Source organism: Lysobacter hankyongensis, assembly GCF_039543145.1.
Lineage (GTDB): Bacteria > Pseudomonadota > Gammaproteobacteria > Xanthomonadales > Xanthomonadaceae > Lysobacter_I > Lysobacter_I hankyongensis.
Genome location: NZ_BAABJE010000017.1, coordinates 183028 through 205525, shown reverse-complemented (window position 1 = coordinate 205525; position 22498 = coordinate 183028). Strand labels below are relative to the sequence as shown.

18 protein-coding genes are annotated in these 22498 nt (G+C 63.8%); 2 read left to right on the top strand and 16 right to left on the bottom strand.

Features of this window, described 5'->3' with window-relative positions:
• Positions 1 to 14: 14 nt before the first annotated feature.
• The 5 genes from ABD974_RS16125 to ABD974_RS16105 form a co-directional block, all read right to left on the bottom strand.
• A complete protein-coding gene (locus ABD974_RS16125) occupies positions 15 to 1421 on the bottom strand; it encodes a hypothetical protein (RefSeq protein WP_345304357.1) in 1407 nt (468 codons plus the stop codon).
• Between the two features lie 400 nt (positions 1422 to 1821).
• The gene (locus tag ABD974_RS16120; protein WP_345304356.1) at positions 1822 to 2874 is read right to left on the bottom strand and encodes a PA5033 family protein; all 1053 of its coding nucleotides are present in this window, start codon (positions 2872 to 2874) and stop codon (positions 1822 to 1824) included.
• 205 nt (positions 2875 to 3079) lie between these two features.
• Positions 3080 to 3610, bottom strand: a complete 531-nt coding sequence (locus tag ABD974_RS16115; RefSeq protein WP_345304355.1) for a hypothetical protein — start codon at positions 3608 to 3610, stop codon at positions 3080 to 3082.
• Positions 3607 to 4530: a c-type heme family protein gene (locus tag ABD974_RS16110; protein ID WP_345304354.1), complete on the bottom strand. Its 924-nt coding sequence runs from the start codon at positions 4528 to 4530 to the stop codon at positions 3607 to 3609. Before ABD974_RS16110 ends, ABD974_RS16115 begins: the two co-directional genes overlap by 4 nt.
• Positions 4527 to 6110, bottom strand: coding sequence for a (2Fe-2S)-binding protein (locus tag ABD974_RS16105; RefSeq protein WP_345304353.1), 1584 nt, complete (start codon positions 6108 to 6110; stop codon positions 4527 to 4529). Before ABD974_RS16105 ends, ABD974_RS16110 begins: the two co-directional genes overlap by 4 nt.
• A gap of 304 nt (positions 6111 to 6414) precedes the next feature.
• On the opposite strand from ABD974_RS16105, the gene ABD974_RS16100 reads away from it, so the two are divergent.
• On the top strand, positions 6415 to 7932 hold the full coding sequence (locus tag ABD974_RS16100) for a malonate--CoA ligase (protein ID WP_345304352.1): 1518 nt from the start codon (positions 6415 to 6417) through the stop codon (positions 7930 to 7932).
• Between the two features lie 173 nt (positions 7933 to 8105).
• Here the strand turns inward: ABD974_RS16100 and ABD974_RS16095 are convergent, their stop codons facing one another.
• The 4 genes from ABD974_RS16095 to ABD974_RS16080 all read right to left on the bottom strand — a co-directional run bounded on the left by ABD974_RS16095 (position 8106) and on the right by ABD974_RS16080 (position 9730).
• Positions 8106 to 8552 carry a hypothetical protein gene (locus ABD974_RS16095; protein WP_345304351.1) on the bottom strand — a complete coding sequence of 149 codons (447 nt, stop codon included), beginning with the start codon at positions 8550 to 8552 and terminating at the stop codon, positions 8106 to 8108.
• Between the two features lie 64 nt (positions 8553 to 8616).
• Complete coding sequence (locus tag ABD974_RS16090) at positions 8617 to 8958, bottom strand: hypothetical protein (protein ID WP_345304350.1); 342 nt, start codon at positions 8956 to 8958, stop codon at positions 8617 to 8619.
• Positions 8959 to 8967: 9 nt separating this feature from the next.
• Positions 8968 to 9468: a hypothetical protein gene (locus ABD974_RS16085; protein WP_345304349.1), complete on the bottom strand. Its 501-nt coding sequence runs from the start codon at positions 9466 to 9468 to the stop codon at positions 8968 to 8970.
• A 19-nt stretch (positions 9469 to 9487) separates the two neighbouring features.
• Entirely contained in the window at positions 9488 to 9730 is a 243-nt protein-coding gene (locus ABD974_RS16080; protein ID WP_345304348.1) for a hypothetical protein, read from the bottom strand.
• A 1197-nt stretch (positions 9731 to 10927) separates the two neighbouring features.
• Here ABD974_RS16080 and ABD974_RS16075 point away from each other — a divergent pair.
• Positions 10928 to 12190 carry a hypothetical protein gene (locus ABD974_RS16075; protein ID WP_345304347.1) on the top strand — a complete coding sequence of 421 codons (1263 nt, stop codon included), beginning with the start codon at positions 10928 to 10930 and terminating at the stop codon, positions 12188 to 12190.
• Positions 12191 to 12390: 200 nt separating this feature from the next.
• Here the strand turns inward: ABD974_RS16075 and ABD974_RS16070 are convergent, their stop codons facing one another.
• From ABD974_RS16070 to glgX, 7 genes are all read right to left on the bottom strand, one after another.
• Positions 12391 to 13599, bottom strand: a complete 1209-nt coding sequence (locus ABD974_RS16070) for an IS4 family transposase (protein ID WP_345304346.1) — start codon at positions 13597 to 13599, stop codon at positions 12391 to 12393.
• A 424-nt stretch (positions 13600 to 14023) separates the two neighbouring features.
• Positions 14024 to 14554 (bottom strand): hypothetical protein, encoded by a 531-nt coding sequence (locus tag ABD974_RS16065; protein WP_345304345.1) that lies wholly within the window; start codon positions 14552 to 14554, stop codon positions 14024 to 14026.
• Positions 14555 to 14569: 15 nt separating this feature from the next.
• Positions 14570 to 15844: a hypothetical protein gene (locus tag ABD974_RS16060; RefSeq protein WP_345304344.1), complete on the bottom strand. Its 1275-nt coding sequence runs from the start codon at positions 15842 to 15844 to the stop codon at positions 14570 to 14572.
• 20 nt (positions 15845 to 15864) lie between these two features.
• Positions 15865 to 17127 (bottom strand): hypothetical protein, encoded by a 1263-nt coding sequence (locus tag ABD974_RS16055; protein ID WP_345304343.1) that lies wholly within the window; start codon positions 17125 to 17127, stop codon positions 15865 to 15867.
• 89 nt (positions 17128 to 17216) lie between these two features.
• A complete protein-coding gene (locus tag ABD974_RS16050; RefSeq protein WP_345304342.1) occupies positions 17217 to 18233 on the bottom strand; it encodes an OmpA family protein in 1017 nt (338 codons plus the stop codon).
• A gap of 531 nt (positions 18234 to 18764) precedes the next feature.
• On the bottom strand, positions 18765 to 20285 hold the full coding sequence (malQ, locus tag ABD974_RS16045; protein WP_345304341.1) for a 4-alpha-glucanotransferase: 1521 nt from the start codon (positions 20283 to 20285) through the stop codon (positions 18765 to 18767).
• Positions 20282 to 22423 carry a glycogen debranching protein GlgX gene (gene glgX, locus ABD974_RS16040; protein WP_345304340.1) on the bottom strand — a complete coding sequence of 714 codons (2142 nt, stop codon included), beginning with the start codon at positions 22421 to 22423 and terminating at the stop codon, positions 20282 to 20284. The genes malQ and glgX overlap by 4 nt, the downstream gene beginning before the upstream one ends.
• Between the last annotated feature and the right edge of the window lie 75 nt (positions 22424 to 22498).

The window sequence follows — 22498 nt, the reverse complement described above, 5'->3', positions numbered from 1 at the left end:
GTCGCAGTGCGGACTCAGAACGGTGTGGCTTCGGCCGTCGCCCGCAGAATCGCGCCCGGATTCGGGCTCGGGTGGTTGCAGGTGGCCGCGTTGATCTCGTAGATGTCGAACTTGTAGTCCGGGTTGAGCGAGATCCACGGAATGGTCGAGCTGCCCGCCGCCGCTTCGCAATGCACCAGCGACGTGCCGCCCGGAATGCGGACGTAGATGCCGTACTTCCTGCCGGTCGGCGGCTTGGCCCAGCGCAGGCCGACGCTGCACGGGAAGCTGGCCTTGGTGGTGCAGTCGATGTCCTTCACGCCCAGGAAGTCGGCGTTGCTGGACGTGATGTGCATCTTGCGGACGCCGAGCATCGTCGTCTGATAGTTCGAGAACGTGGTGGTGGTGATGAGCGAATCGACCACCGGCCGCGAGAAGTGCGCCGCCCCCGGTGCGGTCGGCCATTGTCCGAAGAACGTGATGTTCAGGAACTCGTTCTGGTTCAGCGCCGCCTGCGCTTCCTGCGCGGTCTGCGCTCGGTTGAAATAGGTTTCGATCAGATGGATCGGCTGGTTCCGCAGCGGGCCCATCTCGTTGTACATCTGGCCGAAGCCGGTGGTCATGTCGTCGTAGATGTCGACGCCCCACATCTTCGGCAGCACGCCGGTGGTCGCCAGCAGGTTCTTCAGCCGGGCGAAGCGGCCGGGCGCCCAGGCGATCGAATAGCCGACGGTGTCGTCGTTGCCGAACGAATAGGTGTAGTCCTGCCACAGGCGCACCATGAACGGTTCGAGCTGGCCGCCGCTGAGGCCGCCGGATTCGCCGCCTAGGTCGAAGATCAGGATGTTGTTCGGCGACGCGTACAGGTGCGACAGGCCGCGGCTGTTCACTTCCTCGCGGGCGGCGTTGCGCGCGTCGACGATGAAATTCCAGGCCTGCTGGTAGCGGGTCTCGTTCCATTGCGTCCAGCCGTCCGGATTGTTGTTGTAGCCGAAGCGGATGTAGATCCGCCGGAACCCGGCGTCGAGCGCGGTGCCGATGACGGCCTTGAGGTTGGCGCGATGCTGCGGGCGCATCGCGTATTGCGAGTCGTCGATGACCTCGCCCCACACGCCGTCGTAGACGCCGTCGTTGCAGGCGTTGTATTCGCAATCTCCGATGCTCGAGTGGTGGAGGATGAGGCCGTAGCCGGTCTGGCCGCTGGCCTTCAGCGAATAGATTTGCGACTGCACGAGCTTCGGATTGAGATGGTAGAAGGCGACGGGCGTCCTCAGGTTCTGCGCGGGGACGTACCAGGTGTTGTTCGGATTATTGCCGTCGGTAGTGCCGTAGGAATGGATGAAGTGGATGGTGCCGCCGAAGTTCGCGCGTTTGGCCGCGGAGACGTCGGTGCAGGCGAACAGCAGCAGTGCGGCTGCGAAGATCCTGACGAGTGCCGTCATGTGAGCGATTCCTTGCATGGAAGGGGGACGATGGAATCCGCTCGACGCGATGGGCCGTCGACGATGCCGCTGTCGACCATGATGTCCTGAAGGATGCGGCGCGCGGGTTTCCGAAAGGATCAGCGGAATCCGCGGACGAAGAGGATCAGCTTAGAGCGTGTTATGCACTTTTTCATGTGCCGCGAAGGCCGTCTACGGGCCTGAGCCAAGGCTGCGCCGCGGAACCTTGTCTCGGCGCCACAGGCTGCGCAACGCGGCACATGAAAAAGTGCAGAGCACGCTCTAGATGCGGGCGCGCGGCGGTCGACTTCACGCCGTGAGCGGCAGGCGCCGGATGCGCGGGCGTGCTGTCCACGCCCGGCCGGAAGCGGGTGCGCGTTGCGCGCACCCGCGGGAGGCATTATTCGGCCACCACCGACCCGCTGCGCGGATAGATTCGGTAGTTGCGGGCCGTGCCGTTGTTGCGGACGCGGATCTCGTCGCCGGCCACGCCATCGAGGTTGGCGTAGTTCAGCAGCGACCACCAGCTGCCGAAGGTGTTGCTGCCGTTGATGTACTGCACGGTGCCGGTGCGCGGGTAGATGATGTTGATGTTGCCGTCGCTGCGCGCGACCGCGATCTCGTTGCCGGTGGTGCCGTCGAACTGGCGCACGCCGTCGCTGAGGATCGCGTACTGGGCGTTGATGATGTAATTGCTCATCGACCCGGTGACGTAGCTGTAGACGCTGATGTAGTTGGGCAGGATCAGGATCAGTTCGGCGCCGGCGGTGCCGTTGAGGTCGCTGACGCAGTTGGGGATGCCGGGGTCGTTGCAGATCGCCCAACTGCCGCTGCTGACCGGCGTGCTGCTCATGCTGCGGGTGCGGTAGTTGTAGACGCGCAACGCGGAGCCGTTGGCGATCGGGACCTCGGCGCCGGGCTGGCCGTCCAGGTCCCTGATGCCGTAGACCGCGACGGCGTAGGTGCCGGACATCGGCTGCGAACTGGTGCTGCGCGCCCGATGGTCGACGACCTTCAGGGAGTCATACGCCACGATCAGGATCTCGTTGCCGGCGATGCCGTTGAGGTCGGTGATGCCGCCGGGCGACGCGGCCCACGAGCCGGTGCTGATCTGGTAGTTGTAGCTGCTGCGCGAATTGTGGTTGATGACCTTCAGCGCGCCGCCGATGTTGATCGGGATCTCGGCGCCCGGCGTGCCGTCGAGGTCCTGCACGCTGGTGAAGTTGCCGTACAGCAGGGCCCACGAGCCGGTGCTGATCTGGTAGTTGTAGCTGCTGCCGCTGGTGTTCCTGACGGTGATGTAGGAACCGTTGTTGTAGACCGTTTCGGCGACGTTGTCGCCGTCGAGATCGGCGCTGCCCATCAAGACGCCCTGGGCGGACGCGGTGCCTGGCAGCCATGCGCAGGCGATGAGGGCCAGCGCGGCCAGCGCGGTGCGGAACGGATGTGTCATGTGTGCTCTCCTTGAGCGGGGATCCAAGATATCGATGCGCCGTGGTTGGCGCATCGACCGGGACGAAGGATGCACCGCCTTCCCGCTGCCGTGGACGTTCATGGCGGCGATGTCCCGACGAGCGGTCGCGCGCGCGCGACAAAACGTGACGCGCGACATGTCGTGCGGATATCGGGTGCGTGCCCGCCTCCCTTGGTCGGTGTCGTCAGCCCGCGTAGGTGTAGACGAAATACAGATGCATCAGCGCGAGCGCCGCGAGCAGGCAGCCGGCGCCGATGTGTATCGCGGTGGTCCACTGCCCCCAGCTGCCCAGGCGATGTGCCGGCAGCAGATTCAGCAGCGCGCCGGCGACCACCACCAGCATCGTCACCGCGAACGTGGCGTGCAGGAAGCCCGCGTGCGCGAATCCCGCATGCAGCACCAGCATCGCCAGCATGGTCAGACCGAGAATGCGGTGCGCCAGTTGCAGCGTGCGCTGCGCGCGCCCGCCGATCAGGCGCCGCTTGATCAGCGCCAGCGAAAGATCGAAACCGAGCAGACCGACCAGCACATAGCCGGTGGCCTGCTTGTACGCGTCCATCCGCTGCAGTGCCAGCAGCGACTGCAGGCTCGGTGCCCACAGCCAGGCGATGCACGACACCACGACGCCCACCAGGCCGCACCACGACGCCGCGACCAGCGCGGTCTGATAGACGGACTTCGATGCGGCGGCGTTGCGTTGCAGCGAGGCGCTCACGGCGCGGTGCCCGCGTTGTCCGGTGCGCCGGCGCCGCCCCCGGGCGATGGCGCGGCGCCCTTGGCGACCCTGCGCTGCGCATCGACGCGATCCGCCGCTGCGCGCGTCTGCAGCAACAGGTTCAGCGAGGCGATCGAATTCTTTTCCTCCACGCGTTTGCGGAAGGCCTCCGCGTCGGGCAGATACAGGCCCTCCTTCGGCCAGCGCGCGCCCAGTTGCGGGCGCGTCGCCGCGTCGAAGCTCGCGGACTTCTTCAGATACGCGCCATAGGCGTCCATCGCCGAAGCGCGGTAGGCGGCGAGGATCTCGATCACCTCGTCGGTCGACAGCGTCTTCCTCGCGAAGGACCAGGTCGTGGCGCCCATCACGTCGTTCTGCTTCCAGTCCTTGCGCGGACTCTTCGCATGGTCGTTGTGGCAGCTGACGCAGGCCGGCGCCGAGGCGATGTCGGGGAACATCGCGGTGTAGCGTCCGGTGCTTTCGTCGCGGAAGAACCGAGGCTTGCGATCGCGTTCGATCGCCGCGAAATACGTCGACTGCGCGCCCTTGAACATGTTCGACGCTTCGATCGGATAGGTTGACCCGAGGAAGAGATTGACCTCGGGGACGCGCTGTTGCAGGCGGTTGGCGGTTTCGCGCAGCAGCAGCGCCGGCAGCGGGCCGGCATGTATGTCCTTCGTCTTCCAGTCTTCGCGATATTTCAGCCCGATCTTCAGGCCCGGGGTGACGATCTCGCCGGTGTAGATCGCGCGGATCGATGCGTTCTCCGCGTCGAGCAGGCGGAACAGGGTCTCGACCGGCACGTCGCGCGTGGCGCTGGCGTCGTCGAGGTCGGCCGGGGCGGTGACGAAGAAATAGATGCCGGCCACGGCCAATGCGGCGAGGGCGAGTACGGAGCGGGGAATCTTCGGCAGCGTCATTGCGCGGTCTCCGGCTGCTTGGCTTTCACGACGGTCTCGCCGTAGGGCGAATCGGCGTGCTGGAGATAGGCGGCGACGACGCCCGGCGCCAGCGCGTCGTCGAGATCGTCGGGCGCGTCGTGAGCGTGGTTGCCGTGGAAGTCGTGGCAGGTCAGGCAGGTGTCCCAGCGTTCTTCGGCGAACAGCACGGCATGGGTCGGTGTCGTGGGGTCGTCCTTCACCTGCGTGTCGCTGTGGCAGGCCGCGCAGAAGCCGCTGTCGGTCTGGCTGACGCGGCTGCCGGTGTGTTCGCGATGGCAGCTCACGCACTGCTCGGGGGCGAGCCTGCGTCGCGCGGCTTCGAATCGCGGCTCCAGGAAGCGATGCGCGGGATGGCGATCGTCGGGATTGTCGTGGCAGCCGATGCAGGTCGGGTTGCCGACCGCACGCATGCCGAAATCACTATGGCCGCGCAGTCCCAGCAGATGTTTCGCCTTGGCCTGCAACTGCTGCCGCATCGTGCCCGGGGCGTCGCGATGGCAATCGGTGCAGGCCAGGTCTGCGTGGCCCGGGTTGTGCGCTGCGTTCGGGACGTACTTCGCCAGTGCCGGCGCCAACAGCAACAGCGGCAGGAAGGCCACCGCCAGTCCGGCGGCATAGGCGAGCCGGCGCACGCTGCGTCGCGGTTTCGCATGCGATTTCAGGAAGAACGCTTCCACCCGCACGTCGGCATCGGGCACGCCGGCGTTGCGCAGACCGTCGACCACGTTCCCGGTGTAGCCCTGCGGCCCGCAGACGTAGAAGCGCGCGCCGGGAAACGCCTGCACGGTCTGCCGGATGTCCTCGTCGTCGATATGGCCGTCGACGTCGTCGGCACGCAGGAAGCAGCTCACTTCGCGGCTGCCCGACGCCGAGGCCTCGATGCGGTCGGCATAGACCATATCGCCGCGATACGACGCGCTGTAGTCCACGTGCAGCATCTGTCCCGGCGGGCGACCGTTGAGCAGCGACAGCGCGAGGGTCACGCCGACGCCGGCCACGAAGCACACCACCGGTCGACCGTCGGCCGGATCGGCTTCGCCGGCCGGCACCGCGATGCGCATGGGGATCGCGGCGAAGATGGTTTCGTCGGCATCGAGCAGGCGCGTCGTCAGTTCGCCGTAGGGCAGGCGACGCATCGCGATGCTGACCGTATTGCCATCCTCGGACTGCTTCACCACCGTGTAGGTGCGCGTGATCCAGGCGTCGTCGATCCACGCCTGCAGCACCACATGCTGCGCCGGCTTCGCCTGCGGATAGGGCGGAAAGCCCACCAGCTGCAGGTCCAGCTGCACGATGCTGCGCTGCGGGAAGCGGCCGTCGGTGAGGGTGGTGCGGGTCGCGTTCGCGACTTCGTACCAGGGCGATTCGCCCAGCAGTTCCTGCACCAGCGGCCGGCAACAGCCGCAATGCACGCCGCAGCCGAGCTGGCTGCCGAGGGATTCGAGCGTGGAGGCCGGCGCGGTGGCGATGGCGGCCTTGATGCGGGCACGGCCGACGCCCGCGCAATGACAGACCAGATCGTTCTGGTCCTGATTCTCGCGAACCGGTATCGCGTCCATGCCACCCCTGCCGGCAGGCAATGCCGTACTGTCGGCGGCCGTGGGCCACCGGAATCCTTTCCATCCCCGGCGTTCCGATGCCGGGCACCTGCGCGGGCCTCCTGTCGACACCCCGCGCTTATGCTCTCGGGTGCCTCCCGCTGGCGATATGGTTATCAGCAGCGCCCTGCTTTTTCAAGCGCAATCCGGCGCATCGTCGACCATGGTCGCAGTTGCGGCCTCGGGCACGCGCACGATGAGCCGCGACGCATTAGCATGTCGGGCTCGCTGCAACGCCGTCTTTCTGATGCAACAGGATGTTTCCGTGGCCAATCCTCTCTACGACCGCCTGTTCGCACCGCTCGCCGCGCGCCCGCATTGCCTGATCCTCGCCGACGGCACCGCGATCGGCGGCGCGGCATTTCTCGCCATGGTCCATCGCGCCGCCAACGCGCTGCGCGCGCGCGGCGTCGTCGCCGGCGACCGGATCGCGGCCCAGGTGGCGAAGACGCCCGAAGCGCTCGCGCTCTACGGCGCGACGGTCGCGACGGGCGCGGTGTTCCTGCCGCTCAACACCGCATACACGCCGGCCGAAGTCGATTACTTCGTCGGCGACGCGACGCCGCGGCTGCTGCTGGCCGACCCGGGCAAGGCCGATGCGCTGGCGCCGATCGCGGCGAAGCATGGCGCCGCGATCATGACCCTCGACGCCGCCGGCCGCGGCGGTTTTCGCGACATCTGCGATGCGCAGGACGATGCGATCGCGGTCGCCTCGCGCGGCGTCGACGATCTCGCCGCCCTGCTGTACACCTCCGGCACCACCGGGCGTTCGAAGGGCGCGATGCTCAGCCACGGCAATCTGCTGTCGAATGCGGAAACGCTCGCGCGCGAATGGCGCTTCGGCGCGGACGACGTCCTGCTGCACGCGCTGCCGATCTTCCACACCCACGGCCTGTTCGTCGCCAGCAACGTGTCGCTGATCGCCGGCGCGACGATGCGCTTCCTGCCGGGCTTCGATCTCGACGCGATCCTGCGCCTGCTGCCGCAGTCGACGGTGTTGATGGGCGTGCCCACGTTCTACACGCGCCTGCTCGACGACGCGCGTTTCGACCGCGACCTCGTCGCAGGCATGCGCCTGTTCGTGTCGGGCTCGGCGCCGCTGCTGGCGGAAACCCACGTCGCGTTCGAGGCGCGCACCGGCCATCGCATCCTCGAACGCTACGGCATGACCGAAACCAACATGAACACGTCGAATCCGTACGACGGCGATCGTCGTGCGGGTACCGTCGGCCGGGCGCTGCCAGGCGTGGACGTGCGCGTGGTCGATCCCGAGTCCGGCACATCGCTGGCGGCAGGCGAAACCGGCATGGTCGAGGTGCGCGGGCCCAACGTGTTCAAGGGCTACTGGAACCTCCCGGAGAAGACCCGCGACGAGTTCCGCGACGACGGTTTCTTCGTCACCGGCGATCTCGGCGTGCTCGCCGACGACGGTTATCTCACCCTCGTCGGCCGCCAGAAGGACCTGATCATCACCGGCGGCTTCAACGTCTATCCGAAGGAAGTCGAACTGCTGCTCGACGAACAGCCCGGCGTGCTCGAATCCGCGGTGATCGGCGTCCCGCATCCGGATTTCGGCGAAGCGGTGGTGGCGGTGCTGGTGCCGCAGCCGGGAGCGACGCTGGACTTGGCCGCGATCGACGCCGTCCTGCGCGAGCACCTCGCGCGCTACAAACAGCCGAAGGCGCTGGAGATCCTGCCCGAACTGCCCCGCAACACCATGGGCAAGGTGCAGAAGAATCTGCTGCGCGAACGCTTCGCGACGCGTTTCGCATCGAAGCCGTAGGGCGGGCTCAAGCCCGCCGTTTTGACGATCGAATCAGCGCCGCGACGATCGAAACGCTTTCGATCGGCATGCGACAGGGTCGGCAAACGCGTAGCCCGGGTCTCGGCAAAGCCGAGACCCGGGGCTTTTGCTTCTGATCGAAATCGCGCCCGGTTGTCACGCAAAACGGATCCTCACCGCGCCGTTGCGAAATAATCGCGAAGCGAACGGCTGTTGGCGGTCCAGACCAGCAGGATGATGGGGATGAGATAGCGGGCGATCTCCGCGGCGGCTGCCAACAAAAGCAGTTCAGGCGGGGTGGGGTGCGACTGATGATACAGCCCGAAGGACTTGGCGATGTTGGTGACCGGAAAGATCAGCAACATGCACCACAGGTAGACTTTGAGCAGCGCAGGGTTCCGCATTCTGTTGCCCGACAACGTGTTCAGCATCGCCCCGGAAAATGCGATGACGAGCCCCCCGATCAGAATGGTTCCGATCAATGCGGTCGCGCCTTGCTCGGAAAATGCCGAAATCGCCTTGAGGATCTGAAGAGACTGGGATAGCAACGCCAGCAGCGCGAAGCCGATCACGAGGAAGAGCACGAAGGGTTTCTTGCGCGGCAGCGGAGGTGGCGGCATGTCATGAGCGAGCGCGTATCGGAGGGGGAATGCTAGCAGCCCTCCTACTGCCTTGCATGGCGGTTCAGGCATCAAGCCAGGCGAGCCTCCGTCGCAAACGCCTGATCATCGAGGCGCGTCCAGGATTCGGACCTTTGGCTTCCAGTCGGTCGATTTCCCGCTGCAGCGCCGTGCGCGCATGGTCGCGGGTCAGATATTCGACCATCTCGCGACGTCTCTTTTCACGCAAGAGCTGCGCATGCAGCGCGGCCCACTCGCGCCGCTTGCGCTTCGGCGGGACCGGAATCCTATAGCCCAGATACGCGCACAACCTGCCGCAGTTCGGGCAGGGCACGTCGCCCTCGTATTGCGTGTGGCGCCGCACCGCACTGCGGCAGTCGAAACAGATCCATGCGGCGGTTCCCATGGGTGGCGTTCAATCCCGCAGCCAACGCAGCATCTGCGGATAACGCACCGGCAGCGGTTCTGGCGCGAAGCCGGGCGCGGCGGTCAGGCCGGCGGCGCACAGGCCCTGCAGCCCGGGATACACGCCGAAGGTGTACATCTGCAGCAGATCGCGCGATTTGCCGTTGTAACCGCCCTCGTGGATCAGCACGTCCGGCGGCAGCCCGATCTCGACCACCGCCGCCCAGGCCCAGGCCATCGCTTCGAGTTCGCCCGCATGGTCGACGCCGAATTCCACGGCCAGATCGTCGTTCGCCTTGTCCCGCATCGCCGCGGGCAGCACCGCCAGATGACCGGCCTCGTGCAACAGATCCCCGGGCCAGACCAGCGCGTTCGGGTCGACCACCAGTCCGCCGTCGCGCAGCGCGACGCCGGGCAGGAAGGTGTCCGCGGGCAGCGTCTCTTCGGCGATGTCCAGGCCGATGCCGGCGATGAAATCGACGATGGCCCGATAGTGGTCGGCGTGATGCATGCGGCGATCGTGCCGGAACTCAGTCTCCGCCGCCACCGCCACCGTCGCCACCACCTCCGCTATCGCCGCCCGCGTCGCAGCTGTCGGAACCGCCGCTGTCGTTGTTGTCGCAATCGTCGTTGCGGTCGTTCCACGATGCGCTGTCGCTGCTGGTGTAGCTGTCGCTGCTCCCGGACTTGCGATTCGACCCCGATGCGCGCGAAGCGGTGTACACCACGAACAGACCGACGAAGACGACGATGAGGGCGATCCAGATGGCCATGAGGGCAGATCGAGAAGGGATGAGGGAGATACGGTATCGCAATTTGGCGTTCAGGTTTCAGGGCGTGGCGCATCCGGTCCCCACGCAATGCCGGCCGCGCTGACTGTCAGGCCGACATGGCGCGTCATCGGCACCCATGACCTCGCGCGGGTGTGTCGTATTCGATGATCCCGTAGTCCCTGCCGCAGGTCGGCCAGTCCCGGCACAGCGCAACATTCGGATGCGCATCCCGGGCGATGGACGTCGAGCGCATGCGGCACCCCCGCAGAACTCGCCGATCGGATCGGCATGCGGCCTCTCCAATCACGGAACAGCTGTGCTTGCGGCCGATGATCCCGAGTGCGTGGGGAGGAAACAGGAAAAGCATTCATTCGCAGCAGAAGGATCGGTTCTGCACGCGGCGGTCTGCTGCCGAATACAAGGTGCCGTTGCGACGGCATCCACCACGGTTGTTTCAGGCATGGGGGGGCGGCCCTCGCGTCGTCGAGGTTTCACTGCCGGCGAGCGGTGGATGCATCGCTGCTTGGCAGAGAAGGCTGCGCGCAAGATGAACGTCGAGTGATGAAACGCATCGGTCTTCCTCGGCATGGGTATCCGGCGCGGTTCGAGCGAGAATGAATATCGTTTTTCTGTTGCAATCGTTTTCGATGAGGTCACGAAAATTTCCCGATTCTCAACAGGTGTTTCAATAAAATTTACGCCGACAGGATTTTCGTGCTTGGTCTCGACCGTTTATTGACGCGATTTTTCGCCTTCGTGTCGTTTCATCGAATCGTCATGTTCGAAAGAAATTCTTTCATGCCGTGTTTTCATGGCGTTTATTCGCTGAATCGTGATCGTGGCACTCTGCTTGATGCGCAGTCGCGCATACTATGCACGCGCTGCGATATCCGGTAAGGTCGAAATGTCGCAGTTGAAGTTCGGGTCCGAGCGGTATCGCCTGCGAGATCGCAAGTGGGTCGTGCTGATCTCCTTGCAGTCGCCGATGAGCAGTGTTTCTGTCGGCATTCAGGCAGATCGGTTCGCACTCGGATCTTCGGCCGTTTGCCAAGATGGCTCGTGCGGAGTGGCGCTGGTCCAGGGCCGCCACCGCTGGCTGCGGTTGTCCGGATCGATGCCGGATGGACGGTCGTCAGGAACTGATCGATCGATGCAACGTTGTGCCACGGAAGCTTTATTCATCAAGGAAGGACAGTCATGACAACCGCCGATCCAACCCATTTCCACAAGCTGTACGGCGTGAAAAGGCCGAGGACGACCTACCGGGGCAAGGACTTCTTCGATTACACCCTGATGACCGTGATCTGCGGGGTGGCGCTCTATTTCATCTACGGCCCGACCCACGTGCTGTCCTGGGTCACGATCGCCCTCTGCGTCTACATGATCGTCGCCTTCGCTTTGAGGCACGGGGTGGAGGCGGCGGTGCCGCTCCTGCTGCGCAGGCCGCAGGACGCGCTCTACATGATCGTGTACAAGATCCAGAACATCAAACCGGTGTACTTCTTCGCGGTCGCGGTGCTGCTGCTGGAAAACTACATCATCCGCATCACGCCGGATCTGCCGCACCACGTGGGGTTGATGCGCAATATCGCGCTGTGGCTCTTCTACATCCACCTCGGCGGCATCACGATCTACAGGACCGTCATCCTCGTCGCTCATCTGCGCGAGCGGGTGCTGGTCCGGGACTTCCTGATGGAAACATCATGGAAGAAGGCGTTCTCGAGGCGCGACAATGTCGTTCTGGAGATCTTCCACGCCTACTTCACCGGCTTGCTGGCGCATATCGTGACCCTGGCGCCGTGGTATCTCATCATCACGCATTTCGAATTCTCAGTCCTGGCGTTGCCCTTGGCGCTGGTACTCAACGTGTTCACGGAGTCCTGGTACCTGAAGGTCGTGAACGACTGGTTCTATCGCGACCATTGGCTGGGGCACAACTCCGAACTGGAGTTCATCTATCTGCACGGCACGCACCACGACGCGATCCCGAGCGGACTCATCGCCGTCGCCGGAAACGGACATCTCGAAGGCTTCGTTCGCTACCTGATCGCGTTTCCCACCTTCTTCCTGAATCCCATCGCGACGTTCGCATTTCTCACCCTGATCGTGCAGAAGGACATCGCCACGCATCAGTACATCCCCGGCGTGTATCCGAAACTCGGGCGGAAGTACCTTGAGAAGGCGCAGCACGCGACCCATCACATGGGGCAACTCGAGCCCTACAGTTTCGGGCTGAAGAAGGAGTTGCCGGGCGAGGCGCCGGCGCCGGTCAAAAAGTCCGCCGCCGCGATTCCGGACGAACTGATGAACTCCATCGGGTTGGACGAGCACTTGACCGGATTCCAGTGGGACAACGAAAGCCACCGGAAATACATGCGTCTTTTCGACAAGTATTCCAAGGCATCGGAAGAGGAATCCGATTCGCCAAGCCTGGAAAGCGAACCGCCCCCCATTCAGTAGGCGCTTTCAAGTCTGTCGATATTCGGGGTCGAAACCCGTGCCTCCGGCGCAACGCGCCGGACGCGACCGACGGGGGCAGACACGCGCTCGCGCGCAGCAGGCGCGCAGGGGCTGAGGTCCCAGTGCTGCGCGCACTGGGCAATTGATTTTTCATCGATCAAAAAGTTTCGGTGCGCCGGAGCCTGAGGTATCCCCACATTTCATGCTGCGATTGAAGCGGTTTCGATAAAACGCCGCAGTACCGCGTTGACCGCATCGGTCAGCGTTGGTGGCCAGATTGACATTCGCAACCACTCCAACGCTCTTCTGAAAACTGAGTAGCTGTGCAGCAGTGAAGGTCGGGCAGCCATCGGGTCTACCTTCACGGCTCCTTGCGCCAACGCCAATCCCAACAGCCATGCCGTGAACCCCGCCAGCATGTTCAGCAACAGCAACACCGACAATCTGCGCTCGTTGCGCGTCTGGCAGTCTTCGAAACCCATGCCATAGAGGTGGCTCTTCAGATCCCGGAACGATTCCTCGATCTGCATGCGCTTGCCGTACATCGCCACCGCCTGGGCAGCCTTGCCTTGATCCGATGGCAGCGACGTCGCCAGGATCCACGGCTCGCGCGCGGCCTTGCGCGCTCTGCGCGCCACGGTGCCCTGCTGCGGTTGCCCGGACCGAGTCAGCTGATCCCGCTGTTTGCGTTCTCGTCGTATCCGGATCAGTCGACTGGGCATCGGTTCGCCCTGCACGATCTGGTGCTGGCCGCGATCTTCCGGGCGCGCACGTGCCTGCGCATGCAGCGTCGCGCAGGGGCGCCAGTTCGAGTTCGCATCGTCCCTGATCTTGACGTTGTTCCTGACCCGACCGATGTAATCCCATCCATATCCGGCCGCCGCACGGAACCAGCCGCTCCGGAAACCAGCGTCCGTCACCACGATCGGTCGTACGCCTTCAGGCATGACCTGGGCCAGCATGGCCAGAAACTCGCGCTCGGCCGCCGGCGTATTGATGCGCACGATCGGATAGATGCGTTCGTAGACCGTCACCGTGCGCCCTGCGGCCGGTGTCGCCGCCCGCAAGGTGCACCAGCCCCCGTCGCGTCGCAGGTCGACCCAATCCACCACCAGCACAGGGCGCGGGGCCCTGAGCAACCATGCGCTCATGGCCCGGCTCAACGGCAGGATCGACTGCTGGACATGGACATTGCTCAGCAGCCGATCCACCGCCTTCAGCGGCGCATGCGAGAACGTCGCACCCGGCCAGGAACGCGACAGGTTGGTCATGCTCAGACGGCGCCCATCGATCAGCGCCTGCAGGGCCTGGAGCAGGACCCGGCGTCGGCGGGCGTGCATCGGGGCTAGCACACCCGACAGTGATTGGCACAGAATCCGTTGTGCGTGCATGGCGCGGATCTCAGGCATAGACAACCCGAGAATAACCGCGCCATGCGCGCATCACTGCGCCGAAGTCAATTCATCGCGTTGATCCACATTGAAAAAATGTGGGGATACCTCAGGCCGGAGCGCACCCTATGGGAGTCGTGCGAGTTCGAACTGCGTGCGACCGCTGGCGGTCGTAGAAAGAAGCAGAACGACACTCAAAGTTGGGGATTGCCTGACAGACGCTTACGGTGTTTTCCGACAGCGCAGCTCCCGGCGCATGCGGAACATGACCGCATGACTCGATCCCGCATCGCCCCACCCAATGCCGCAGGCACCTACCATTGCGTCCAGCGATGCGTGCGTCGCGCGTTCCTGTCCGACCGCAGCGAGGGGGAGCAAACGAGGGAAGAGATGGGTGGATAGGGACATGTTCTTTCCTTGGCGTGGGTTGGTTCAGGCGTCTTCAGACGGATAACTGGTTTCGCGGTACGAAGTTCCCGTCGGCAGTGCGGCACCAGACATCCTGAGATGTGTCTGCACGCGAGCCATCGGCCTGGACTTGAACATTCAGCGTCCGGCAGTAAATGCCTGTATCTTTTGCAGACTTGTACGAAGCAGAGGGCTGCATTGTACCGTCGAACGTGACATTTACAGCGCGTCCGCGGCCGTCATCGCCACGCCATTCTGCTCGCTGGGGTTGACCCGTCTTCATCGCATTCAGGCTCGCATCGGCGATATATTTTTTGTCTCGCTTGTTGTTGAACAACAGCCAGACACCGCAGGATGCAGCGCCTACCAGAGCGCCATCCCGCGCATCTCCCCCGAGCGCCTTGGCCAAGGCTGCGCCGCCGGCGACCATCGCAACGCATCGGATGATTTTCTGCTCGGAAGTGAGCGGCCTCCGGTCATTAGGCATGGTGGCGCATGCAGTAAGGGCCGTGGCTGCGACTGCCATCAATGCAAAAGACAGCGTTATTCCATTCGCGAAGCGCATATATTTTCCTCCATCCTAGAAATCTGCGTTTTGAACAAGACTAGCTTCGATTTTGAAGTCATCCTGCCCCTGTATCAGCACACGAGCGATAGCGGCGTCATATATCCTTCCGACAAGCTTTTCGTTTTTAAGGCTGATCTCCCAGCTCCGCATTCCGCCGAAAGGCATGGCATCGTCGAATGCGGGCTCTGCGCCTCGCGAGGCGATCCAGGCTTGTGCGAACAAGCCACTATCCGAACGCAACTCGCAGCTGCCATCGGTTTTGCAAGCGCCGCCGCCTGTCATCGGGATGCCTTGAGGGCTTCCCGGAAGAATTACCCAAGAATTGACGAGTTGGTTGTTCTGATCAAGCGCGATACGGATGTTGATGATCTCGCGGTATGAGGTGCCGACGACAAATGCCTCGCCCGAATAGCGGAGGATTTTGGTCGGTGCGGGCGTCGCCGACAGGCTTTCCGAGTCCTCTGACCAGCTGTTCAGGTTTGCGCCCATCGCCAGGAAGGACGATGAGAGATAACCTCGGGCGGATTCAGATTGGCTGCCATCGCCGACGACTAGGATCTCGGCATTTCCAAGCTGCGTTTTCTGCTTGGCTCCAAAGATCAATCCCGCTTGACGTGCTTTGGTCAGGTCGGTCGGCACGTCGTCGAGGAGGTGGTCGGAGATGATGATGATGCGAGGAACCGTTTCCACTTCCCTGTAAATGGACCCTCCGGCCGCAAGGCTTTGGAATACGCGGCTATCGGATGGCGGCTCGAAAGAATTTTCCTTCGAGGCATTGAGAAGAGATGCAACGACGCGGGATCGAAAGTTCGAAGCCGCTTCGTTTATGTCCTGCTCTGATCCTCCGGTAAAGAAATTCGACATTGAAGATTCCTTCTCTTTGATCTTCTGCCGATCTGCCGATGAGAGCGCAGGCAGACACCCGGTGAAAATCTTTTTCGGCGCCGAGCCGTCTGAAGGCGCAAGAATCAGTGTCACGCGCTCTCTGGCGGCGGACTTGCCGTACTCCACCGCCAGCGCCGGGTCGGTGAATGCCAATACGGCATCCCTGGTGCGCGCATTCTTTTCGTTGAATTCCTGCGGGCTCTTCGTGCCCAGAAGTTTTTTTTCGTCTATCACGATGAAAGTCTGACGAAAGGGAGTGCTCATTCCCGGCATCGTGCAGAACTGATCCATTCGCTGCATTGGCTTGTCGGCCTTGCCGGGAGGAGACGTGCCGTCATCTGTACAGCCGGTGCCTGCAAGAATGAGAATTAGGGGCGCGAGGAAGATGGATTTGCGGTGCATGGAAAGTCCTTTTGGTCCGATCAGTCGTCAAACATCCAGAGCTGAAGGGGGTGGGCGGCGAACTCCTTGCTGCTGAAATGGCGAACGGTACGCAACGGATCGCCTGAGAAGTCTTTCATCGAAACGGTCGTGCCGGGTTGCAGGCGCTCCGCCAATTGCCTGCGATAGTCCTGCAGCATGGCGATCACTTTTTGATCCATGGCGCGAATGCGCTCGAAACGCTGGAGTACTGTGGCGTAGCCGGGTTTTCCTATCATCGCCCGGTTTTTCTGGCGGATAGCGTGGCGATCGGACTCAAGGCGACGATCGATTTCCTTGCGCATGCCATTTAATCTGGAACTCCGTTTCATGAGTTCCTTCTTTCTCTTGCCGAGGTCTCTCGCTGCCGATTCATACTCGGGATTGGGGTCGTGCATCACGAAAGCAACCATGGCGGTGAGCAGGAAGCAGAGCAGGTTTCCAAGCATCAGGCCGGCGACCGAGCTGTAGATGTTCGGCGGTTCGTTGCCCAGTGCGATCATCTCCGCGATCTTCGGCAGGATGAAGTGATAGCGGGCGACAGCCACTGCCGCAAGTGCCAGGATCAGGCACCCCAATCCCATCCAGAGCATCGGCCATCCGGAGTTCCGTCGAATATTGTCGTTGCCTCGGCGGTAATAATTGAAGCGCCGAATGAAGATGCCAAGGGAGTGGCCGCCGAAAGCAATCGCCATGCCGACGATCAAGGTGATGCCGGATGCCATGGCGGCTGATCGGATCATAGGCGCCACGCGGAAGCTCTCGTAGTTGAGCGCGCTTTCGGGAATCAGCACCACCAGAAACAGGATCGAAAGCGCTAGCAAGCTGGGCGTCTTCGCTTCTCGGCCTTCGTTGTTCCTGTGGCGAACATAGACGGTTTCGAGTTGGTTGTGCCGCTCGATCAAGGCCGAATTCTTGTGTATGAATTCCTGAGTTGCTGTGGCAAGATCTTTCGTGCGGCGACGTTGCGCGCTCCCCAGTGCAAGCGGCTCGAGGACGCCATCGTCGCCACCGTCGAGGGTGATTCTCCTGGCTTCGTTCGCGACCTCCGCGATCGCCAGAACGCGCTTAGGCGCGATATGGTTGTTGAACCAACTGAGTGCGAACGGCGGAAGCCCCTCGGCCGGAGAGCCGTCGTCGTTTGCCTGGCTCAGGAAGATTTCTTTAGTCGTCGCTTCCTGTTGGAGCCCGGAAAAGAGTCCGGCCCGTAGTGCATCAAGGTCGATTGAAGCATATGTGTCGATGTTGTCAGCAGCTTGATTCACGCAGGCATCCCCTGTTTGGTATGGCGGCCGCACTAACGAAATGGATTCGGATTCCGGGCCGGTTGTGATTCCGAGCCGGAGCTAATGTCTTATCTGCCCGGTGTCGCGGTTCTTCGCGTTGGATCGATGGTGAATCGCCGGCCTGGAACAGGGTTCAATACGCGAATGGCTTGGGGGCGCGTGTTGATGGCGGCATCGGGGGGGCGGGATGGATTGGTGCCGTCTTTGGATCCGTCCGGTTCGATGCGGCGTGCAACATGCGTCGGTCTGTTCAGTGTGCTTTCTTCCTCACGCAATTCGATCGCTTCGTAGGTGCTCTTGAGGGCCAGTTCACGCTTGCACTGTTTGGCATCGGACTCAGAATTCGATGCGCACAAGCCGTCGATTTGCATGTCGGCCATCCAGATCGCGATCGCGGCGGGTGTGCCCGAAAACAGGAATTCGACTCGACGGTTGTATCCCCACCCGGTGGGTCCGGTATTGGGCACGAGCGGCATGTCCTCGCCGAAGCCTATCCACCAGAGATTGCGCGACATACCGCCTTTCTCGAAGATTCTCTTCGCGACGGCATAAGCACGGTCGATCGACAGGTTGTAGTTGTAATCGGAACCGCCGCGCGGGTCGGTATGTCCAGCGACGAAGACAGTCACATCCGGGGCGTCCTTCTTGAGTGCTGAGACGATGATGTCAACTACCTGGTCGGCTTCCGGGCGCAAGAAGGATTTCCCCGTATCGAAGAAAACACGCTGAGGGAACACCACGCGGAGGATGGGCACATCCGAAGTCGCGCCTTTTGGAAGTTTGAAGCGGGGTACGCGCTCGACGTAAAACTCGGGTTCTGCTCCGTCAATACGCTGGTTGGCGATCATCGCCAATTTCTGCAAACGAAAGCAGTGCTCGAACTCAAGCGCCTGATCCGGAGCTTCGAGCACATCGTTGCTCTTGATTCGCTCGTCTAGAAATTCGTTGCAATTATAGTTGAGGGGATCGATTCGCTGACTCATGTAAACGGTGGCTTCGGCGCGAGCGTCGAATACGCCAATCAGCCAGAGGCTGATTGCGAGCAATATGCCTTGAGGCCAACGTTTCTCTATCCAAATCATCATGAGATCAATCCTTGAATTCTCGATATGCTTCGAAGGGCATTGCCCTTGCCGACATATGGCGACTTCCTGATCCGCTGCCGGCGAGTCCGGCCGTCTGCCTTAATGCTGGCCGCGAAAACAAGACGTTGATCAATCGTCGTGTGCCTTTTCTTCCGCGATTCGCGGGGTTCGCCTTCCGATGCCGGCGAGCGACGCCACTGCGCGAGGAGTACGCACAGACGGCATTGCCAGCCGCATCGCTTCGAATCCAATGGATGCGCTCACCCCGAGCGCTGAAGAATGCCCATCACCGTTTCCCCCTGTCGTCCTGTCCCTGCGCGATCGCGTATGACTTGCGAAACGTGGCTGCGGGTCGAATCTGCCACTGCGTTTCCGGAGTGTCAACGGGCGTATGTCTTGTTTTCCTGACCTCGATCGAATGACATCGCGTATGAAGCTGCTTCAACGAAAAAGCGCCGGTTTTCCGGCGCTTTTTGCTTGAGGGGATTAATCGATTTCGTCAATCGAAAAACCCGGTGCGCCGGGCTCGCCCTATGGGAGTCGTGCGAGTTCGAACTGTGTGCGACCGCTGGCGGCGGTGATGAGGGCGAGGACGCGGGTGGCTTCGCCGTCGACCATGTCCCAGGTGAAACGCCAGGTCCAGTTGTGGTCGCCGACGGTGCCGGGTGTGTTCATGCGGTGCTCGACGCCGAGGCCGAGGACGTCCTGCAATTGGCAGACGGCGAGGTTGGCGACGGAGTTGCAGCAGGCGCGGATCATCGCCCAGTGCACATCGCCGTCGCTGGCGGGGAGATAGCTGCCGGCGTAGGCGCGTTCGCGCGCGGGTGCGCTCTGCCACCAGCCGCGGACGGTGTGGTTGTCGTGGGTGCCGGTGTAGGCGACGAAGGGGCGGCCCCAGTTGTGCGGCAGGAAATCGTCCGTGGCGTCGGTGCCGAAGCCGAACTGCAGGATCTTCATGCCGGGGAAGCCGCAGCCGTCGCGCAGTTCGACCACGTCGGGCGTGATCAGGCCGAGGTCTTCGGCGACGATCGGCAAGGGACCGAGCACGCGTTCGATCGCGTCGAACAGCGCCTTGCCCGGGCCCGGGCGCCACTCGCCTTCCTCGGCGGTGGGGCAGGTGGCCGGAATCTCGTAATAGCCGGCGAAGCCGCGGAAGTGATCGATGCGGAACACGTCGGCCTGGTCCAGCGCGCGGCGCAGGCGTGCGGTCCACCACGCGAAATCCTCTTTCGCCATCCGGTCCCAGCGATAGAGCGGATTGCCCCAACGCTGGCCGGTGGGCGCCATCGCGTCCGGCGGGCAGCCGGCGACCGACGTGGGTTGATGCGCGGCGTCGAGCAGATACAGATCGGGACGCGACCAGCAGTCGGCACTGTGATGCGCGATGAAGATCGGCAGGTCGCCCATGATCGCGATGCCGCGCGCGTTGGCGTAGGTCTTGAGCGCGTGCGACTGGGTGTCGAAACACCACTGCACGAAGGCCCAGAATCCGATCTCGGCGGCGTGCTGTTTGCGCGCGGTGTCGAGTGCGGCCTTGTCGCGCGCGCACAACGGCGCCGGCCACTGCCACCACGGTTGTCCGTCGTGCGCGGTTTCCAGGGCCATGAACAGGGTGTAGTCGTCGAGCCAGTCGGCCTGCGCCTCGCACCACTGCGCGAACGCGGCGTGTTCGGTCTTGGTGCCCTTCGCGATGAAGCCGGCATGCGCGGCGCGCAGCTGCGCCTGGCGCCAGCCGATGACCTTGCCGAAGTCGACCTGATGCGGTGCGAAGCCGCCGTCGGGCAGGGTCGGCGCGGGCAGCCAGCCGGCGCCGATCAGCGGTTCCAGCGCGACCATCAGCGGGCTGCCTGCGAACGCGGACACGCTCTGGTAGGGCGAATTGCCGGGACCGATGGGATTGGTCGGCAGCCACTGCCAGATGCGCTGGCCGGCCGACTGCAGCCAATCGACGAAGCGATAGGCGTCGGGTCCGAAATCGCCGATGCCGTGCGGGCCGGGCAACGACGTCACGTGCAGCAGCACGCCGGCCGCACGTTGTTCGAGATCGATCATCGGTCACTCTCCTGGGAATGCGGTTCATCGCCATGCATGGCGCGGCGCAGCAGCAGCAATGCGCGGGACGGTACCTCAAGCGCGCCGTCGGCGGCCTGTGCGGTTGGTCCTGCGTCGAGCGTGCCGCTGCTGTCGATGGCGAGCCGCCATGGGCCGTGCGGCAGACGGAAACGGGCCGGCTGCGCGCCGGGATTGAAGACGATGCACCAGCGCGGCGTCGACGCGGCGTCGGCCGCGAGCTGGCAGGCGAAGGCGTGCGCATGCGCGTCGTGCCAGTCGTCCACCTGCATCGCGTCGCCATCGGGGCGCAGCCAATGGATCGCCGGTTCGCGCGCCTCTGGCGTCGGCGAGAACCAGCGCGCATGGCGCAGCAGCGGGTCCTCGCGACGCAATGCGATGAGCGCAGCGACGAAATCGATGTCGTCGTCCGCTTCTCGAGGCGCCGGCCAGTCCAGCCAGCCGGTGGCGTTGTCCTGGCAATAGGCGTTGTTGTTGCCGCGCTGGCTGTTGCCGAACTCGTCGCCCGCGCAGAGCATCGGCGTGCCCTGCGCGAGCAGCACGGTGGCGAGCAGCGCGCGGCGCACGCGACGGCGGGTGTCGACGAGCTGCGGATGATCGCTCGGACCTTCGCTGCCGAAGTTCGCGCAGACCTCGTGCGAATGACCGTCGCGGTTGTGCTCGCCGTTGGCGAGGTTGTGCTTCTCGCGATAGGTCACGACATCGGCGAGCGTGCGGCCGTCGTGCGCGGCGACGAAATTGACGCTGGCGGCGGGCAGGCGATGGCCGTGGTGGAACAGATCGCTCGACGCAGTGAAGCGGCGCGCGAACTCGCTGCGGCCGACCTGCGCGCCGGCGTCGTGGCCGAGCCAGTAGCCGCGCGCGGCGTCGCGGAAGCGGTCGTTCCATTCGAGGAAGCGGCCGGGCAGACGGCCCAGTTGATACCCGTCGTGGCCGCAGTCCCAGGGCTCGGCGATCAGATGCACCTGCGACAACACCGGGTCCTGGCGCAGCGCGATCCAGAACGGCGCGGTCGGATCGAAGCCGTGGCGCGTGCGTCCCAGCGCGGGGGCGAGGTCGAAACGGAAACCGTCGACGCCCATCACTTCGACCCAGTAGCGCAGCGAGTCGAGCACGAACTGGGTCACGCGCGGATGGATCAGCCGCAGCGTGTTGCCGCAGCCGCTGGCGTTGTCGCAGCGGCTGCGGTCGTCGGCCATCAGCCGGTACCAACTGGCGTTGTCGAGACCGCGGAACGAAATCGTCGGCCCGTGTTCGTCGCCCTCGGCGGTGTGGTTGTAGACCACGTCGAGCACGACCTCGAAGCCGGCGGCCTGCAGGGTCGCGACCATCGCCCTGAATTCGGCGATCGCGCCGCCGGGCGAGCGGTCGTGGGCGTAACGCGCGTCGGGGCAGAAGAAGCCGAGCGTGTTGTAGCCCCAGTAGTTGGTGAGGCCGCGCGCGCGCAGCGCCTGTTCGTCCAGCGCGGTCTGTACCGGCAACAGCGACAGCGCGGTGACGCCGAGCCGCTGCAGATGCGCGATCGCCGCCGGATGCGCCAGCGCGGCGTAGGTGCCGCGCAGCGCGTCGGGGATGCCCGGCAACGTCATCGTGAAGCCCTTGACGTGCAGTTCGTACAGCACCAGCTCCGACAGCGCGCGGCGCGGTTGCCGCGGTGATCGCGACGCCGGCGCATCGGGCGCGGCGACCCGCGCCTTCAGCGCGAACGCCGCGTTGTCGCGGGTGTCGAGGACGCGCGCGCCGTCCGGATGGCCGCTGGCATGGGCGAAGTGTTCGGAGCGCCATTCGAAGCGGCCGACGATCTCGCGCGCGTACGGGTCCAGCAGCAGCTTGTGCGGATTGAAGCGATAGCCCGATTCCGGCTTCCAGCTGCCGTGCGCGCGATAGCCGTAGACCAGGCCCGGGCCGGCATCGGGCAGCACGCCGGCGAACACGCCGTCCTCGACATGTGGCAGTTCGCAGCGCGCGCGTTCGTGCCGGCCGTCGTCGTCGAACACGCACAGTTCCATCCGCTTCGCGCGCTGCGAGAACACCGCGAAGTTCACGCCGCCATCCACGACATGCGCGCCCAGCGGTGCGGAGCGGCCGGCTTGCAGCGCGATGGGCGACGGCTCAGCCATGATGCGCGGCCACGGCATGGGCAGGGTGGCTTTTCGTAGGAGCGACGCAAGTCGCGACTGGACGGCCGGGTTCGT